The organism is Synechococcus sp. PROS-9-1, from assembly GCF_014279775.1.
GTDB lineage: Bacteria > Cyanobacteriota > Cyanobacteriia > PCC-6307 > Cyanobiaceae > Synechococcus_C.
Window position 1 is genome coordinate 1,641,946 of sequence record NZ_CP047961.1, and the last position, 15,346, is coordinate 1,657,291.

At 53.2% G+C, this 15,346-nt stretch carries 20 protein-coding genes and 2 tRNA genes; 11 read left to right on the forward strand and 11 right to left on the reverse strand.

Annotated features, from left to right (window positions below; all coding sequences use genetic code 11):
- Window positions 1–22 precede the first annotated feature (22 nt).
- A complete protein-coding gene (locus SynPROS91_RS08850; protein WP_186519664.1) occupies window positions 23–208 on the forward strand; it encodes a high light inducible protein in 186 nt (61 codons plus the stop codon).
- Between the two features lie 6 nt (window positions 209–214).
- Here the strand turns inward: SynPROS91_RS08850 and SynPROS91_RS08855 are convergent, their stop codons facing one another.
- Complete coding sequence (locus SynPROS91_RS08855; protein WP_186516100.1) at window positions 215–1,357, reverse strand: type IV pilus twitching motility protein PilT; 1,143 nt, start codon at window positions 1,355–1,357, stop codon at window positions 215–217.
- A 110-nt stretch (window positions 1,358–1,467) separates the two neighbouring features.
- On the opposite strand from SynPROS91_RS08855, the gene wecB reads away from it, so the two are divergent.
- From wecB to SynPROS91_RS08875, 4 genes are read left to right on the forward strand one after another with little or no spacing between them, the layout of a single operon-like run.
- Entirely contained in the window at window positions 1,468–2,580 is a 1,113-nt protein-coding gene (gene wecB / locus SynPROS91_RS08860; RefSeq protein WP_186516101.1) for a non-hydrolyzing UDP-N-acetylglucosamine 2-epimerase, read from the forward strand.
- On the forward strand, window positions 2,561–3,190 hold the full coding sequence (locus SynPROS91_RS08865) for a DUF1643 domain-containing protein (RefSeq protein ID WP_255439709.1): 630 nt from the start codon (window positions 2,561–2,563) through the stop codon (window positions 3,188–3,190). Before wecB ends, SynPROS91_RS08865 begins: the two co-directional genes overlap by 20 nt.
- The gene (locus SynPROS91_RS08870) at window positions 3,108–3,353 is read left to right on the forward strand and encodes a hypothetical protein (RefSeq protein WP_186516103.1); all 246 of its coding nucleotides are present in this window, start codon (window positions 3,108–3,110) and stop codon (window positions 3,351–3,353) included. The genes SynPROS91_RS08865 and SynPROS91_RS08870 overlap by 83 nt, the downstream gene beginning before the upstream one ends.
- Window positions 3,343–4,620, forward strand: coding sequence for a sodium:proton antiporter (locus tag SynPROS91_RS08875; RefSeq protein WP_186516104.1), 1,278 nt, complete (start codon window positions 3,343–3,345; stop codon window positions 4,618–4,620). Before SynPROS91_RS08870 ends, SynPROS91_RS08875 begins: the two co-directional genes overlap by 11 nt.
- On the opposite strand, the gene gltX is transcribed toward SynPROS91_RS08875, so the two are convergent.
- The 6 genes from gltX to SynPROS91_RS08905 form a co-directional block, all read right to left on the reverse strand.
- On the reverse strand, window positions 4,570–6,000 hold the full coding sequence (gene gltX, locus SynPROS91_RS08880; RefSeq protein ID WP_186516105.1) for a glutamate--tRNA ligase: 1,431 nt from the start codon (window positions 5,998–6,000) through the stop codon (window positions 4,570–4,572). The genes SynPROS91_RS08875 and gltX overlap by 51 nt on opposite strands.
- Before the next feature lie 19 nt (window positions 6,001–6,019).
- Window positions 6,020–6,093, reverse strand: a tRNA-Asp gene (locus tag SynPROS91_RS08885).
- 353 nt (window positions 6,094–6,446) lie between these two features.
- The gene (locus tag SynPROS91_RS08890; RefSeq protein ID WP_186516106.1) at window positions 6,447–6,638 is read right to left on the reverse strand and encodes a hypothetical protein; all 192 of its coding nucleotides are present in this window, start codon (window positions 6,636–6,638) and stop codon (window positions 6,447–6,449) included.
- 39 nt (window positions 6,639–6,677) lie between these two features.
- Window positions 6,678–6,750 (reverse strand) — tRNA-Trp (locus tag SynPROS91_RS08895).
- Window positions 6,751–6,810: 60 nt separating this feature from the next.
- Complete coding sequence (gene rplS, locus SynPROS91_RS08900) at window positions 6,811–7,269, reverse strand: 50S ribosomal protein L19 (RefSeq protein ID WP_186516107.1); 459 nt, start codon at window positions 7,267–7,269, stop codon at window positions 6,811–6,813.
- Between the two features lie 32 nt (window positions 7,270–7,301).
- Window positions 7,302–7,628 (reverse strand): PepSY domain-containing protein, encoded by a 327-nt coding sequence (locus tag SynPROS91_RS08905; RefSeq protein WP_186519666.1) that lies wholly within the window; start codon window positions 7,626–7,628, stop codon window positions 7,302–7,304.
- Window positions 7,629–7,719: 91 nt separating this feature from the next.
- On the opposite strand from SynPROS91_RS08905, the gene map reads away from it, so the two are divergent.
- The gene (map, locus tag SynPROS91_RS08910; protein WP_186516108.1) at window positions 7,720–8,559 is read left to right on the forward strand and encodes a type I methionyl aminopeptidase; all 840 of its coding nucleotides are present in this window, start codon (window positions 7,720–7,722) and stop codon (window positions 8,557–8,559) included.
- Here map and SynPROS91_RS08915 read toward each other — a convergent pair.
- Window positions 8,540–9,307 carry an SDR family oxidoreductase gene (locus SynPROS91_RS08915; protein ID WP_186516109.1) on the reverse strand — a complete coding sequence of 256 codons (768 nt, stop codon included), beginning with the start codon at window positions 9,305–9,307 and terminating at the stop codon, window positions 8,540–8,542. The genes map and SynPROS91_RS08915 overlap by 20 nt on opposite strands.
- Window positions 9,308–9,428: 121 nt before the next feature.
- Between SynPROS91_RS08915 and SynPROS91_RS08920 the strand changes: the two genes are divergently transcribed.
- The gene (locus SynPROS91_RS08920) at window positions 9,429–10,511 is read left to right on the forward strand and encodes a phosphotransacetylase family protein (protein ID WP_186516110.1); all 1,083 of its coding nucleotides are present in this window, start codon (window positions 9,429–9,431) and stop codon (window positions 10,509–10,511) included.
- A gap of 71 nt (window positions 10,512–10,582) precedes the next feature.
- The gene (locus SynPROS91_RS08925; protein ID WP_186516111.1) at window positions 10,583–11,101 is read left to right on the forward strand and encodes a DNA recombination-mediator protein A; all 519 of its coding nucleotides are present in this window, start codon (window positions 10,583–10,585) and stop codon (window positions 11,099–11,101) included.
- A gap of 196 nt (window positions 11,102–11,297) precedes the next feature.
- Here SynPROS91_RS08925 and SynPROS91_RS08930 read toward each other — a convergent pair whose 3' ends face one another.
- Window positions 11,298–11,753, reverse strand: a complete 456-nt coding sequence (locus SynPROS91_RS08930) for an MAPEG family protein (RefSeq protein WP_186516112.1) — start codon at window positions 11,751–11,753, stop codon at window positions 11,298–11,300.
- Between the two features lie 430 nt (window positions 11,754–12,183).
- Window positions 12,184–12,501, reverse strand: a complete 318-nt coding sequence (locus tag SynPROS91_RS08935) for a DUF3288 family protein (RefSeq protein WP_186516113.1) — start codon at window positions 12,499–12,501, stop codon at window positions 12,184–12,186.
- Window positions 12,502–12,939: 438 nt separating this feature from the next.
- Between SynPROS91_RS08935 and SynPROS91_RS08940 the strand changes: the two genes are divergently transcribed.
- Both SynPROS91_RS08940 and SynPROS91_RS08945 read left to right on the forward strand, forming a co-directional pair.
- Window positions 12,940–13,101 (forward strand): hypothetical protein, encoded by a 162-nt coding sequence (locus SynPROS91_RS08940; RefSeq protein ID WP_006853551.1) that lies wholly within the window; start codon window positions 12,940–12,942, stop codon window positions 13,099–13,101.
- Between the two features lie 471 nt (window positions 13,102–13,572).
- Window positions 13,573–13,833 carry a hypothetical protein gene (locus SynPROS91_RS08945; RefSeq protein ID WP_186516114.1) on the forward strand — a complete coding sequence of 87 codons (261 nt, stop codon included), beginning with the start codon at window positions 13,573–13,575 and terminating at the stop codon, window positions 13,831–13,833.
- Window positions 13,834–14,417: 584 nt separating this feature from the next.
- On the opposite strand, the gene SynPROS91_RS08950 is transcribed toward SynPROS91_RS08945, so the two are convergent.
- On the reverse strand, window positions 14,418–14,618 hold the full coding sequence (locus SynPROS91_RS08950) for a chlorophyll a/b-binding protein (protein WP_186516115.1): 201 nt from the start codon (window positions 14,616–14,618) through the stop codon (window positions 14,418–14,420).
- A 58-nt stretch (window positions 14,619–14,676) separates the two neighbouring features.
- On the opposite strand from SynPROS91_RS08950, the gene SynPROS91_RS08955 reads away from it, so the two are divergent.
- Window positions 14,677–15,126, forward strand: coding sequence for a GNAT family N-acetyltransferase (locus tag SynPROS91_RS08955; RefSeq protein ID WP_186516116.1), 450 nt, complete (start codon window positions 14,677–14,679; stop codon window positions 15,124–15,126).
- Window positions 15,127–15,346: the final 220 nt, after the last annotated feature.

The following is a 15,346-nucleotide window of genomic DNA, read 5'->3' on the forward strand; positions in this document are numbered from 1 at the left end:
GGCGTCCCCCGAGATCCTCCTGATGGCTCCTAACAACGATCTCCAACCAAAAGCTTTGGCAGAGCCAATCGATCCCATCGAGTTGAACGCTTGGAAGCGAGGAATTACCCCTCAAGCTGAAATCTGGAATGGACGTCTTGCCATGCTCGGACTTTCCATCGGCATGGCAACACTCTTAATCGTCAGAATGTTTAACAACGCGGCCTGAATACCCTCAACTCCTACCCCTTAACGCCTGAGCCAGTTCATTTGGACGAGGACTTACGGCTATCGCCTTCTCGCCTTCGACTTGCCCAGATTCAACCAGTCGCTGCAAAGACTGATTAGCAGTCATCATTCCATCAAATTCACTTCTCTGCATGATGTCTTCGACATCATCTAGCGCGCCCTTTTTAATATAATCCTTACACGCATCAGTATTAATCATTAGGTCATGATAAGCAGCACGCTTTCCACCATTGCTTTGGATTAATCCTTGAGAAACAATCCCCATTAGCGATTCAGCTAGAGATTGTCTGACACTTTCTTGCTCTTCAGGTTTGTACATGCCAAGGACACGCTCAACGGTTTTAACCGCAGAGTTGGTATGCAAAGTTCCAAAAACAAGATGCCCAGTCTGAGCCGCTTCCATCGCGGTACTGAGCGTTTCTTTATCCCGAATTTCACCAACCAAAATCACATCAGGGTCTTCACGGAGTGCCGCTCTCAAAGCCTGGTGGAACTGGAGCGTATGACGTCCCACCTCACGTTGTCGGATTAAAGACTTCCGGCTTTGATGCACGAATTCAATGGGATCCTCAATCGTGAGGATATGCCTGCTCTGGTTATTATTAATCCAATCAATCATGGCTGCCAGCGTGGTGCTTTTACCTGAGCCGGTAGGGCCAGTTATCAGCAGCAATCCTTTGGGATAAGCACAAAGGTCTTGAAGAACAGGCGGCAGCTTTAGATCATCCAGTGACAGGATCTTTTGAGGAATGAGCCTCAACACCATCGCCGCACCCTGAAGAGCATCAAACAAATTGATGCGTACCCTCACGAACGAGAAGGCATGAGCCCCGTCGAACTCTTTGCACTGTCTGAACTGGTCGATCTGCTGGGGAGTGAGTAATTCTCCAAGCCAGTCCTGAAACTCCCTGGGTTCAGTGGGAGGCCAATCGGAGCGAATAATCTCGCCACGGGCACGAAATCGTGGACTCTCCCCGATCCCAAGATGGACGTCGGAATGCCCCTGTTCATGAGCGAAACGAACGATCTGCTCTAAGGACGGGGGTGACGAAGCCGATGAATCTGGGACTGGAGATGCTGTGAACGTTGGCCGCGCTGGGATACCAGGAGGGAAAACGGGCTGACTCATGCTGATGTTGTCCGCTACATGCAGCTTCGCGGTGCTGCGTGATCTGGCAAGTTGATGCCAAGACTTCCCGGAGGGAGCGCCCGTAGGATTGGCCCACAATCCTGATGGTTATGGCTCGCCTGCCACGCGTGACAATCGTCTTGGGCACGAGGCCTGAAGCCATCAAATTGGCGCCTGTGATCCAAGAATTCCGGGCCTGCAAAACCCTGGAAACCCGAGTCGTGCTGACAGGTCAGCACAGGGAGATGGTGTCTCAAGTCATGGAATTGTTTGGCCTTAGCGCCGATCTGGATCTCAATCTGATGACACCTCGGCAAACCCTCACGCACGTGACCTGTGCGGCGCTGCAGGGCTTGCGTGATGACTTTCAAGCTTTTCCTCCAAAGCTCGTGCTGGTTCAAGGAGACACAACCACGGCCTTCGCTGCAGCTCTCGCCGCCTTCTACGAACAAATTCCTGTTGGTCACGTCGAGGCCGGACTGCGTACGGACAATCTTCTCGATCCTTTTCCAGAAGAGGCCAACCGTCGCTTGATCTCGCAAATTGCACATCTTCACTTTGCTCCTACCAAGCAATCAGAAGCCAACCTCCAGGCCTCTGGGGTTGTTGGGCGCGTGCTGCTGACCGGAAACACCGTGATCGATGCCCTGCTACGGATGTCAGAACGCGCTCCTGCTTTGAGCGATCTAGGCATCGATTGGGACGCGCAAAGAGTGATTTTGGCAACCGTTCACCGTCGTGAAAATTGGGGTGACCGCCTCAAGAACATTGCGGACGGAATGCTGCGAGTACTCGACAGCCATCCTGACACCGTGTTGCTGTTGCCCTTGCATCGCAACCCAACTGTGCGCGAACCCCTCCAGGCACAACTAGGGGAGCATCCACGCGTGGTGCTGACCGAGCCACTGGATTACGACCGCTTGGTAGCAGCCATGAAGGGCTGCACTCTTTTACTCACAGACTCCGGTGGGTTGCAGGAAGAAGCACCAGCTCTAGGGAAACCGGTTCTTGTGCTGCGTGAAACGACTGAACGACCCGAAGCCGTTGAAGCCGGCACAGCCCAATTGGTGGGGACTGATCCAACAGCGATTCACCGTGAAGCATCCCTGTTGTTAGAAGACAGCGAGGCCTACAACGCCATGGCAAAAGCCGTGAATCCTTTTGGCGATGGCCAAGCAAGTGGAAGGATTCTCGAGGCGTCCCTTGAACTCTTGGCAAGCTGAAGCAGCACTCAGCTCTTGCGGGGCTTACCGCTGGTTGTTACATCGGCCCATTCCATCCAGTGCTCACAGCTCGGAACGGAGACGGGTGCTGCTGTTTGTTGGACTGAATCCCTCACGAGCCGATGGACTTCGAGACGACCCCACCCTGAGACGGCTTCAAGGGTTTTCTCACCAATGGGGATATCACCATCTTGTAGTCCTCAATCTGTTCGCCCGAATCTCCCCGTCTCCCTCCCTGCTGTGCCGATGCGCAGAGCCAATCGGCACTGAAAATGATCTGATCTTGCGCAGCTGGTTCCAACAGTGGGCTCAACAGCCCACATGGGATCTCTGGCTGGGATGGGGGGTCGGCGGAGGATTCAGGCAACGGGATGAGGCGGTCTTAAACATGTTGAACAACGTCAGCGATCAACGAGGAGGCCTTCCACCTCCCTTTGTGACTGGCTTGACCAAAGCGGGCTATCCCCGCCACCCCCTCTACCTTCCAAGTGATGTCACGAGAGTTGCCTGGGCAGTACGGTTCCTAGATGAACCGCACTCCGCGCCGGTATCGGATCTCCCTTCACCTGTCTGGCGGGCAGAGCGAAGTGGTGCATTTCACGTCACTTGAGCAATTCCAGGATTGGTACCAAGGCCTGGTCAATGCCAGTGCTGAAGGGGCTTTTGTCAATGTCCCCCTCAGTGACCTAGACGGTGAGTTTCTTGTCGTGCGTCCGGATGCCGTCATCGGAATGCGAGTTGAACCGCAATACGCCTTGATCGATGACGCCTGAGCGTTTAGGGCTGCTTTGGGGCATCACTGTCTTTGCGGGTGCAGGGGCGCGACTGCTTGCAGCTTTATCCAATCTTCCTGGCGTGGTTTTGCTGCTGCTTTCAGGGTTGCTGATCGGGCGCTCTGGCCTAGGGCTCGTGGAACCTCTCGATCTTGGACAAGGGCTGCAAACCATCGTTGGTCTGTTGGTGAGCTTGGTGTTGTTTGACGGAGGTCTCAACCTTCGTCTACCAGGAGACACGATCAAAGCCACCGTGCTGCGCATCTCAGTCCTGAGAATCTTCATTTCTTTCGGTGCGGGAATCCTCGCGGCGCACTGGCTTGCAGGCCTTGGATGGTCCTTAGCTGCAGTCTTTAGCGCCATCGTGCTGGCTACTGGCCCCACCGTGGTTACCCCGATCGTGAAACAAATCCGCCTAGCGCATCCCCTTGGAGATGTGCTCGAAGCGGAAGGACTGGTGCTTGAGCCCATCGGTGCTGTTTTGGCATTGCTGCTTCTGGAACTAGCGCTGGGCGACCTACACGGCTGGCGTGAATTAGCGCAGGGCCTTCTTGCACGCCTCGGAGGGGGAGTGCTCATTGGTGTCACGGTTGGCTGGCTGTTGTCAGAGGGCTTACAACGCCTGAAGTCTTCGCAATCCGTCGGATTGCGCTTACAGCTCACGCTTGGGGCGCTGTTCCTGATGTTTGGGATAGCCGAATGGCTCCTCCCTGAATCAGGGCTACCGGCATCCGTTGCAGCGGGAGTCGTGGTCGGTAGGCGCTCAACCGAAGAAGCCGGTCAGCTCGATGAGCTGATCCGAGAATTGGCTTCACTCGCCATCACCATGCTGTTTCCTCTTTTGGCAGCAGACGTGTCATGGGCTGAGCTCAGCCCTCTCGGATGGGGTGGTGTGAGCTGTATTTTGCTGCTCATGTTTGTGGTGCGTCCAGTCGCCGTGAGTGTGGCCACAGTCGGGTTGCCCTTGGTTTGGCGTCAAAAGTTGTTTATTGCCTGGCTGGCCCCACGGGGAATCGTGACAGCAGCCGTGGCCTCATTGTTCGCCATCCGCCTTGAGCAAGCCGGAATTTTGGGTGCGGGGCGGCTGCAAGGGTTGGTCTTCCTCACAATTTTGATGACAGTTGGAATCCAAGGCTTAACGGCACAACCCTTGGCGCGCGTTCTTGGCCTGATTGCTGAGAGTCCAGAAGACTCTGAATCCACGGCTGCTGCCTCATCAGAAGCAGCGACGCAAGCGCTTCCGATCGTTCCCGAGTCTGGCCAGTAACGCCCATGTGGTGATGAGGTCTGGCCCCTGAAGTCGACCAAGCAAGGCGGCCCTCAGACTCTTCATCAAGACCCCCTTCTTCACATCAGCGGCGGCGGCGGCCTCTTTGAGCAAGGTTTGGGCGCGCTCAACATCAAGGCCATCCCATGCATTCAACTCAAGAGCGGAAAGAAGTGCCTGAAGCGCAGGACGAGCCCCTGCTTGCTCTAGTTGCTTCAGTCCATCCTCTTCTAAGGGAGGTTCTTCAAAAAAGGGCCTTGCTTGCGTCACTCCGTCTTCGATCAAGGTGAGCGAAGGTCCAAGCAAAATGGCTAAGTCGTTGGCCCAAAGAGGGTCGTTGGCAACCCAGCCTTGTTGCTGCCAGCGCGGTTCAAGTGCTGCGAGAAGTTCGGCAGGCGACCAGCCATGCAAAACCTGGGCATTAAGCCAGTTGAGCTTGTCCCAATCGAATTTGGCACCTGCTTTATTCACCCGATCAAAATTAAAAACTTCTGCGGCGTCTGGGAGCGTGAACCGTTCCTCCATTCCCTCTGGGACCGACCAACCGAGCAGGGTCATGTAATTGGCTAAGGCCTCTGCGGTGTAACCCATCGCCTGAAAATCACCAATGGAGGTCACGCCATCACGCTTCGAGAGCTTGCGACCCTCTGGATTGAGGATCAAAGGCGTATGAGCAAAACGTGGGCAGTTCAACTCCAGAGCCTGATAAAGCAACAGCTGTTTGGCCGTATTGGCGATGTGATCCTCACCTCGAATCACGTGGCTGATGGCCATAGCGGCGTCATCAACCACCACAACGAGGTTGTAGAGGGGGTCACCAACCGTGTTCGCAGGAGCACGTCTTGCGATCACCATGTCCCCACCAAGATCGGCGCCGCGCCATTGCATCGAACCGCGCACCATATCGATCCAAGCGATAGTGGCTTCGTCATCAATCCGAAAACGGATCACCGCCTCTCGCCCTTCAGCCCGATAGGCCTCCTCCTGTTCACCACTGAGTTGGCGATGACGGTTGTCATAACGGGGAGGCTTACCTGAAGCCCTCTGGGCTTCACGCATGGCATCCAATTCCTGCTCGCTGGCATAACAGCGATAGGCAAGACCTTGAGCAAGCAATTGGCTGATGGCCTGGCGATGGGCTTCAATCCGCTCGCTTTGAATGACCGGTTCCTCATCCCAGTCCAGGCCAAGCCAGCGCAAGCCATCAAGAATATTTTGAGTGAACTCTGGCTTGGAGCGCTCTTTATCCGTGTCTTCAATTCTCAGCAAAAATTTGCCGTTTTGGTGACGGGCAAACAACCAATTAAAAACAGCTGTACGAGCCGTTCCGATATGAAGCGTGCCGGTGGGGCTTGGGGCCAGACGAACTCGAACCGTCACTAAGCCGGAAAAATGAAAACGGGACCGACGGGATTCGAACCCGCAACTTCCGCCGTGACAGGGCGGTGCTCTAACCGATTGAACTACGGTCCCAGGTTGAACTCAATTGAGGGAGCTTTACCCACAAAGAGTGACCTTTGCCGCTCACGCGGACTTGGTCAGTATCAACTGCCGCCCTGCCCTCCGTCAACACTCCCGCAGAGACACCAATGTTTCCTGAGCTTTTCAGCTGTGATCTTGAGGCTCACTGGGTCTGATCAAAACGGCGCGAGCTTCATTGACGCCATCGAATGGCAATTTCAATCGATCGGGGCATGAAGCTCTGAAAAGGCGATGGTTAGGACGATGGGAGATCAAATTCATCCACAGACATCGCGCACAAGTTGACAAAAAAGCCTCCCCGACTGGGGAGGCTGAAGGACCAAAGTAGGCCCGCAACATTGGGCTTAGGGACTACTAAATCCAGCTGGTTCGATCAAACGCACTTGATTACCTCGAGCCGTGAATTCACGGCCTTGGTCGCTTTGGACAACGACTCGTCCACCGGACTTAACGCGAATCACTCGTGCACGAACCCAGCCGAGAGCGGCTGATTCGAGCACTTTGACCACATCACCAGGTTGAAGATCTAACTCCATGCTCGAAATCAGGAAAACTACAAGTAAGGGGTCATCGGACGCGCCGTGGAGGACTTGAACCCCCGACATCAGGTTTTGGAGACCTGCGTTCTACCAACTGAACTAACGGCGCAAGGCGATGAACCCCTTAGCCATCGAAAAACGATGGCATTAATTCGTTGAAGCGAAAGCCTCAGCGATCGAAGCGCTGCTTCACGCGAGTGGCCTTGCCCACCCGGTCCCGCAGATAAAAAAGCTTCGCACGCCTAACTTTACCGCGACGCTCAATTTTGACCGAAGCCACTTGGGGGCTGTGGAGCATAAAAACCCGCTCAACTCCAATCCCTTGGAAGATGCGCCGCACCGTGATGGTTTGGTTGAGACTTCCATGGCGCTTGGCGATTACGACGCCCTCGTAGGGCTGGATACGCTCTTTATTGCCCTCGCTGATGCGAACACCAACACGCACGGTGTCGCCAACGTAAATCTCAGGAAGATCACTCTTCAATTGAGCGTCTTCGAATTCTCGAATCAGTGCATAAGCACTCATCTTCTTCGAATCTTTGGAGATTGATTTTTCAGCAACAGCAGTTGCACCGCTGGTCTCCTCAGTGGCTTCGTCCACAGACGTCTCTATCGGGTCCACCGCCATCCCAGCTCCTGGTAACACGCCAAACAACTAGCTTAACCCCCAGCCTCCTTCCGAGACGCAATCCACTGCCTTCGAAAGCTTTGCAAGAGGAGCCAGGCACCAGTCGCAAGCATCCACAACAGGCCTACCGCGTTGAGAAGGACCACGACGGGCTCGAGGGCAGGCCCAAGCCACTCACCCTCGTGGATGGTCATCAACCAATGAACCTGCTCACGACTTAATCCCCCCCAGTCCTTAGCCAACCGATAGGTCACGCCGGTACTAACCGTGACCAGCAAAGGGAGCACAACAAGAGGCGCCATCCAGCGATGCCATTGGCGAACGCGAACCAATAAGCGGGCCACCGTCGATCCCTCCATTGCAATTGATAGCGTGACAGGAAGACTGTCTGTAGAGCTTCCGCTGATGCGGTCTGCTTTAACGGCCTGAAACAAGAATCGCCGAAACACGATGAATTTGTTCGCTGACCTCCTGGCCTCCACAAAGGGCTCCACTGTCACCGCCACCGGCCCACGCATCCAGCAGCGACGTGGCGTAGAAATCAAATCAGCTCGCGAGCTGAAAATCATGGCGAAAGCCAGTTCCATCGTCGCCACCGTTCTGCGCGAAATCATGGAGCTGGTGGAGCCTGGCCAAACCACAGGTGACCTTGATGCCCATGCTGAGCGACGCATCCGAGAGATGGGCGCAACCCCAAGTTTCATGGGTTACCACGGCTTCCCAGCGAGCATCTGCGCCAGCATCAACAACGAGGTGGTGCACGGCATCCCCAGCAACAAACGGGTTATCCACGCTGGCGATCTACTCAAAGTGGATACAGGGGCCTATTTCGACGGTTATCACGGAGACAGCTCCATCACCGTCTGCGTCGGTGACGTCTCTGAAGAAGCACGCAAGCTCAGTCGGGTCGCCCAGGAGTCACTCATGGCTGGACTCTCCCAGATCCGTGCCGGGAACACGCTTCTCGACATCGCTGGAGCAGTCGAAGATCACGTCAAAGCCAACCAATTCAGTGTGGTGGAGGATTACACCGGCCATGGAGTTGGACGGAATCTCCACGAAGAGCCATCGGTGTTTAATTTCCGCACGAACGATCTTCCTAACGTCAAATTGCGTCCAGGCATGACGCTTGCCGTTGAGCCCATCCTCAACGCAGGAAGCAATGCTTGTCGCACCCTTAAAGACCGATGGACCGTCGTCACCAAGGACGGCAGTCTTTCCGCTCAGTGGGAACACACCATCGTCGTGACGTCAGATGGTTGCGAAATCCTCACCGATCGGGGGGATTGATCCTCAAGGCGCGGCAATAAACCCTTCGAACCAGTTCGACGAAGGGCATTAGAAGGTAGGTGAGTGGATTGGGGGTGACGATGATCAAGTTCAGCCCAAGGTTTGCTTGCCGAATCACCTGTCTGGCGACAAATCCAGACGTCAACAATCCAATCGGGTTGAGGTTGGAGCGAAATGGTCCAAGGATGAGTTTGCGTAACCTCAATGCCTGACGCTGCCTGGCGCTGCGGTTGTTCCAACGCAAGCTGACCAACTCACCGATCAATCGCTTGCTCAACTCATAGCCAGGGCTCAAGGCCGGTTGGATCTCAGCCTCTGACGTGTTGACCCAGAGCTCTCGTGGCTGATCGCGGTTTTGGTCTTGATCAGCAATGGTCTCGAATTGCTGCATCAAACGCCAATGGCTGAATGCGTTCACCTCAAGGGTTTTGGAGAGAGTCTCAGGACACTGATCACCACCGGGGTTGATGCCGTGGTTCAAAACCAGCACATCAACGCTTTTAAGAACGGGCTCCAGCTGACGCTCGTCTCCGCAAGACCAACGAACCCACTCTTGCGCCTCATCAATCGACGCTTGGGCTTTTGGAGGAGGACTGTGGCTCAGAGCAATCACCCAGGCACCCTCTGCGATCAGAGCCTTAGTCAAAGCCCGTCCCAGCGCCCCGCTCGCTCCAGTGATTCCCACCGTTCGGCCGGCCCAACGTCCAGACAGGGGTAGAGCGGAAGAGGGAGATGCCTGATTGGCCATGAAAGGGATTTTGGATCGGGGGAAGCAACCTGGCCGCAACCATTCAGCACTTCACCGCCTCAACGATGACAGCACAACGGGGCTTGGCCTCTAAATTGCTGAACACGCCGGGACCTCCTGCATGGGCAACACACTGCTGATCGGATCCTGTGAGCCGTTCAGCGGCAAATCCGCTCTCGTACTCGGATTAGCTCGCCATCTCTTGTCTGAAGGCCGGACTGTTCGCTTTGGCAAACCACTGGCCACGAGTCTTGAGTGGACCGCCAAAGGTTCTCCTCTGCCGGACCCGCTGATTGATGACGACGTGCGTTTCGTTGGCTCAACCCTTGGGCTCGACGAGACCCGCTTAATTCCTTCTCTTCATCTGCTCTCTCCAGAGACAGCCGATACCCGCTTGCGGCAGGGGAATTTGGATGCGGGAACGGGGCTCGAGATGTTGCTGAAGGATCTTCAAAACGATCAAGACAGCTTCACCATGCTCGAAGCGGCGGGCAGCCTGCACGAAGGTCTGATTTATGGCCTCAGCCTCGTCCAACTCGCTGAGGGACTCGATGCTCCTGTGATCCTTGTGCATCTTTGGCAAGACAGCCGCAGTGTTGATGCCCTACTCGCAGCGCAGCATCAGCTCGGCGAGCGACTAGCCGGTGTTGTTTTGAATGCTGTGACACCCGATGAAGTCGAGGAGTTGAACCAACACGTTGTTCCGGCGCTACAGGCACTGGGATTGAAGGTTTTCGGAGTAATGCCCCGATCTCCACTTCTGCGCAGCGTCACTGTTGGAGAGCTGGTGAGACGTCTTGATGCCCGAGTGATTTGTTGCAAAGAACGCCTCGAACTCCTGGTTGAGACCCTCAGTATCGGAGCCATGAATGTGAATTCAGCGATGGAATTCTTCAGGCGGCGGCGCAACATGGCGGTGGTCACAGGAGCCGATCGCACCGATATTCAGCTCGCGGCACTTGAGGCCTCAACGCAGTGCCTGATCCTCACTGGCGCTGGAGAGCCTCTCCCCCAACTGGTCAATCGTGCCGATGAATTAGAGGTCCCACTGCTGAAGGTTGAGCAGGACACCCTGGCCACCGTTGAAGTGATTGAACAGGCCTTTGGACACGTACGTCTCCACGAAACAGTGAAGGCCACCTACGCCTTCCGACTCGTCGAAGAGCATTGCAACCTAAGTGAATTATTTCGTGCCATTAGCTGAGCGTTTCCGCGACGTTCCACGGAGCACGCTTCTCTCGAGGGGCGCTGCTAGCGTTTGCAATCGCCAGTGGGATGTCATTGAGCCGCTCTCTTGATCTTCCTGCACTCGACAGGGTCGACACGCTTGCCCAAGAACTTGCCCTTCTTCAGGACAAGGGGAAGCGGAGAATTGCCATTCTTGGCAGCCGCCACGTGCCGGTCGTCGCGATTCACTTAGTAGAACTGATCGCTCGGTCCTTGGCACAAGAGGGACATACGTTGCTGACCTCTGGCTCTCAGGGTGTGAATGCAGCCGTGATTCGGGGTGTCTTAGCCGTTGATCGAGAGCGACTCACCGTGCTGCTCCCACAGAGTCTCGATCGACAAGTCCCTGAAATTCGTGACCAGCTGGATCAGGTTCTCCATCTAATCGAAAAGCCTGAGCATGATGATCTGCCATTGCCCATTGCCAGCAGTCTTTGCAACCAAGAAATCATTAACCGTTGTGATCAATTGATCTGTTTGGCGTTTCATGACAGCGAAACGCTGTTGGCCAGTTGTAGAAACGCAGAAGACATGGGGAAAGTAGTCAGTCTTCTGTTTTTCGACTAATGATTGTGATCCATTCAGTGGAGCACGTCCAGCTGAGTGTCTTCCAGTCTCATCATTCAGATGCCGTTGTTCAAGATCAAGGCTGAGTTTGAAGCAGGCAATGTTCAAACAAAAACGGCACTTTGAGTGGAGGGGTACCTCCCAGCATCACCTTCACACTGCCCACCGTGCCAACGAGGATTGATCACTTGGCCGGTTAAGCCGATTGAAGAAGAACCTTCAGGCCTTCCAAATACAAAATGCCCGTACAGAAAAGCGCCGAAGCCCAGCACAAACCCCTCAAGGGTGCAATGTTGCTCACGTAAGCACCGATATAAATCAGACGCAGGACCGGTTGAATGAGCGCAACAGCCGCTGCGATGGCTGGCAAAGGACCAGTTTGAAGAGCAGCGATTAAAGCCAGTAATGCTGCGGGAGCATGCAGGCCAAACGATTCAAAACTGTTCTGATGGGCCCAGCTAGCCCGCTTGCCCCAGGCGGGTAGACGATCAAACATCGCCCTTGGCGCATCCATGTCAGCCATGGTGAAATCAGCCTGGGAGCGCGCCGCACCTAGAGGAACAATGCTGACAATCACAACCGCGCCAGCCAGCACAAGCGACCAGGCATAGGGGGCCGCTGGAGCAGCTGTGAACAACGCGATTAAATCCATGGGAATGCCAAAAGCAAATCCTTTCTAAACACCAATCTTCTTGATTGTGATGTCGATCCACCACCCAAGTCTTCTCATCCCTTTCATTGAGAGGCTTAAAAGACTGGCCAGCCATCAACGGTTCGACGCAACGCCTCAGCTCGAGCCACGGGCCAGACCACGAAAACGAGACAGATCTGCACGCGAGATGCGTCAGGAGGTGAGGTTTCGAGAAACTTACAACACAAGATGCCAAGCCAAATCAATCATCGAGGCCTATCAATTATCAAATTTCAAAACATCAACGAACCAACTAAAATAGTGGCAATCAATACTAGCCTATTCAATAATTATCAGGAATGCGCATCAATCAGCAGCAGCACTTTTGCAAATCATTCTTTACTTTTAAAAAGAACAAACAAAGAATGTCATCAAGTTATGCTTGCAATCATCAGAGAGCTTCCGAATCACTAACATCGGATCCAGAGCCAACCTCATCACTGAGACTTTGACCTGGGCGCCAACCGCTTTCCCAGATCTCCCTGCATTGAGTATTGAGAGTGTCCCGAGTTAAGCCCCAGCCAGCAACAACTTTCTCTAAGTCTGTCTTGATGTCATCAGCCCCAGGAAACTCTCCATAACGCGTCACAAGTCTGGCTGCGGAGGTGAGCTGGTCGGGCCCCGGAGCACCCTCAAAACCAAGCAAGGAATCCAAAATATCCCGATCCGACGCATAGAGAGGATGGGTTTGCTGAATGTCTTCTGCCATAAAAATTGGATCTAAAAGCGACGACGCACGAACGATCAGACATTCCTGAAATCACTCAAGCGCATTGAGATCAACACGGCAAAGCACTCAACCGCCACGCCTCCCTACCTGAAAGAAACCCCACTCAGGGGAACCCATTGTGGGCTAAGGCACGTCATCGCGAGAACAGTGCCCGAAAGCGATCTCAAAGTGCTGGGTATGCACTCATGACGCCCCAGCCAATCAGAGCAGCGATACTGCCCCAAACAAAAAGGGAGGTTCCAAGCAAACGAAATCTGTTTTCATTCTTTGGAAGTAGAAGCTGGCGATTCATTCAATAAGACCCTCAACCCCTTTACTGACAACGCCCGTCACTTGTGGCAAGCAATTCACAGGATTAGCTGACAATGATGTCAAGCTGAAACAGTGTGTCTAAATTGCATGAAAAGCGAGATTTAGATGGGCTTCGACAAAGGAGATAAATTCATCGACGACGCGAAGCAACGCGCCCATGATGCAATTGGTGAATCCAATCCAAAACTCACCTCCCTTGAAAAGGGGTTTTTGCACGCCATGAAGCGACGTCAGGCCCGCGAAAAGCATGCCAGGAAAGGAAGCTGAAACGCCTCCCAACAGCTCCGTGTTTCTAAGAGAAAAGCCTTCTTAACGCAGGAGATATCCGTCAAGGATTATTCCCGTGAATTAGAAGCAATTAGCATTAAGTCAACTCTTCAAAAATAGATCCTCCAGACAGCAAAAGGAATTAATAATTTCAAAAAATCATCATTAGCTCAGCAAACTTGATTTAAGATTTTTAATTGTCGGATCAATTGCCCGATTGAAGCTACTGATCCATCAATTGAAGATCGCCCGAAACCACAACCCAGTTTCCTCATCGATCACACCCCGATCACAGGTTTAGCTCAACCCCTCTGAGCGGACTCCCTAGGCCATCGGCTTTTCCAATAGAAGATCTGCAGGCCAAAACGACTGCGGCGACTGGTTTTAAATGCGGTTGGATTCCTGCGGGCACCATCCAAACGTTCAGAATTCACAAAACTATATTAAGATATGAGTCCAGGCAGGAACGAGATGTTCAGATCGATTTTTTCACTGTTGTTCGCTGCAGTGATGTGGGTTCAGGTCCCACAATGGTCAAACGATTGGTCGAAATGTTCCGTAGACGTCCCCGATACGGCTTGTCATTGGTATGTCGTTGCACCTGACAACACCTTCGGTGAAGGATTTAGCTGGGCCAACGCTCCTTGGTTTAGTGCCGAAGGGCTCCTTGATATTGGTGAGCTCACTGACACCATGAGCAGCATCCATCTCGGAGCGGTCGAGAACGCTTAAAACGAACGCAAAAGAGGTTCTTTCTCAGCCTTGCTCCTTAAAACTTACTCACAAAAACTTCGATCATTCCTTTGATTAGAAGCTGATCAAGCCCAAATCGTGATCAAACCAAATTGAATTAATGGCGAATTTTTGCACGGATTTGCCTTTTTATTTTCAGCCAAGCAGGAGCTCTTATGGTGCAGCATCAGAAATTTTTTGCCGGATACATATTCCATTAAAGACATACCGCCTCATTATTTATAGACTATCTATCAATGGTTCATTGCAATGGCAAAATTCCAACTAAAATCCTTCGAAAGCAGTCGGATACTGTGTTTTGGCTTATTTCAATGACAGATTGCATGACGCCTGTCCTATCCCAAAACAATCAGACTCATAAGCCATAAGCAAAGGGGACATCCTCGAACGATCCAGACAAAAGGCCGAACCCGAGCTCCAGGGTTATACAAATATCTATAGATAAAACTATTTTTTCTTCAAATAGGGCAAGTCACTTGGTTGTGAGAGGGTGTAAGCAACTGCTGCTGTAATTAATGCACCCACAGCCAGCATTGCGTAAATCCAAACGGAATAATCAGTCATCAATTAATTCCTAAAACGCCAAAAGTGAATTGACTCAGAATGCCATGACCTGTCAAGGCTTCCGTGAACAAACCAATCACAAAGCCGAGCATGGCTAAGCGGCCGTTGAGAAGCTCAGCAGCAACAAGACGCTCAGACTTGCTTTGCGCCGAAGCATCATCCTTGAACCAATCACCCTGGGACTGAGCGGAGGAATTCATCAGCTTCAGATAAGTTTAAGTATCTTACCTGCTTTGCAACGTTTTGCGAAGCGATGCCATGCGGCCCATCCAACCCGCTGACTCCCCGTTGCTGCGCGAAATTTACGTGGATGCCATTCAAACGCAGGCCACTCAGACTTACAGCCCTGAACAAATAAGGGCTTGGACAAACCTCGCTTGGCTACCAGGACTTTTGGATCGCACCTTTGAAGAAGGCCAAGGCTGGGTCAGTGGAGTCGACGAAGGGTTCGCGATTCGCCATCCCGCCAACCGACTATCAATGCTGTATTGCCGAGGTCGATCTTCCAGGCAGGGGCATGGATCAGCCCTTCTTAAAGCCATTGAATGCGATGCCCAACAAATGGGAATCCAACGGTTGCACACAGAGGCCAGCCTCCTCAGTCGGCCCATGCTTGAACAAAGGGGCTGGAAAGTGATCGCTCCTGAGCCATTCACGATCGCCGGTGTGCCTTTCGTGCGCTTCAAGATGGAAAAAACATTGAGCTGAGTCATACCCATCCCGCGAACCGCAAAAGAGAGGATCAAGCCACTCAGGCAAGCCAATATCGTCGTTGACCTCACCCCAGGCGTTGAAAATCGCCCCAAGCAATGGCGAGATCATCCAAACCTTCCGCCTTGGCCAAAACAAAACAATTTGCGTGTTGATGCTTCCTGATTCGCCACGCACCTCTCTTCACATTTGTTTTTCCACACGATTTTCAATGGAG

Coding starts and splice junctions, on each gene's coding strand:
- SynPROS91_RS08920 (WP_186516110.1), top strand. CDS start 9,429: ATGGGCAACACACTGCTGATCGGATCCTGTGAGCCGTTCAGCGGCAAA.
- map (WP_186516108.1), top strand. CDS start 7,720: ATGAATTTGTTCGCTGACCTCCTGGCCTCCACAAAGGGCTCCACTGTC.
- SynPROS91_RS08855 (WP_186516100.1), bottom strand. CDS start 1,357: ATGAGTCAGCCCGTTTTCCCTCCTGGTATCCCAGCGCGGCCAACGTTC.
- SynPROS91_RS08945 (WP_186516114.1), top strand. CDS start 13,573: ATGTTCAGATCGATTTTTTCACTGTTGTTCGCTGCAGTGATGTGGGTT.
- SynPROS91_RS08890 (WP_186516106.1), bottom strand. CDS start 6,638: ATGGAGTTAGATCTTCAACCTGGTGATGTGGTCAAAGTGCTCGAATCA.
- SynPROS91_RS08955 (WP_186516116.1), top strand. CDS start 14,677: ATGCGGCCCATCCAACCCGCTGACTCCCCGTTGCTGCGCGAAATTTAC.
- rplS (WP_186516107.1), bottom strand. CDS start 7,269: ATGGCGGTGGACCCGATAGAGACGTCTGTGGACGAAGCCACTGAGGAG.
- SynPROS91_RS08935 (WP_186516113.1), bottom strand. CDS start 12,501: ATGGCAGAAGACATTCAGCAAACCCATCCTCTCTATGCGTCGGATCGG.
- SynPROS91_RS08870 (WP_186516103.1), top strand. CDS start 3,108: ATGAACCGCACTCCGCGCCGGTATCGGATCTCCCTTCACCTGTCTGGC.
- SynPROS91_RS08930 (WP_186516112.1), bottom strand. CDS start 11,753: ATGGATTTAATCGCGTTGTTCACAGCTGCTCCAGCGGCCCCCTATGCC.
- SynPROS91_RS08850 (WP_186519664.1), top strand. CDS start 23: ATGGCTCCTAACAACGATCTCCAACCAAAAGCTTTGGCAGAGCCAATC.
- SynPROS91_RS08950 (WP_186516115.1), bottom strand. CDS start 14,618: ATGAATTCCTCCGCTCAGTCCCAGGGTGATTGGTTCAAGGATGATGCT.
- SynPROS91_RS08905 (WP_186519666.1), bottom strand. CDS start 7,628: ATGGAGGGATCGACGGTGGCCCGCTTATTGGTTCGCGTTCGCCAATGG.
- SynPROS91_RS08915 (WP_186516109.1), bottom strand. CDS start 9,307: ATGGCCAATCAGGCATCTCCCTCTTCCGCTCTACCCCTGTCTGGACGT.
- SynPROS91_RS08925 (WP_186516111.1), top strand. CDS start 10,583: ATGTCATTGAGCCGCTCTCTTGATCTTCCTGCACTCGACAGGGTCGAC.
- wecB (WP_186516101.1), top strand. CDS start 1,468: ATGGCTCGCCTGCCACGCGTGACAATCGTCTTGGGCACGAGGCCTGAA.
- SynPROS91_RS08940 (WP_006853551.1), top strand. CDS start 12,940: ATGGGCTTCGACAAAGGAGATAAATTCATCGACGACGCGAAGCAACGC.
- SynPROS91_RS08875 (WP_186516104.1), top strand. CDS start 3,343: ATGACGCCTGAGCGTTTAGGGCTGCTTTGGGGCATCACTGTCTTTGCG.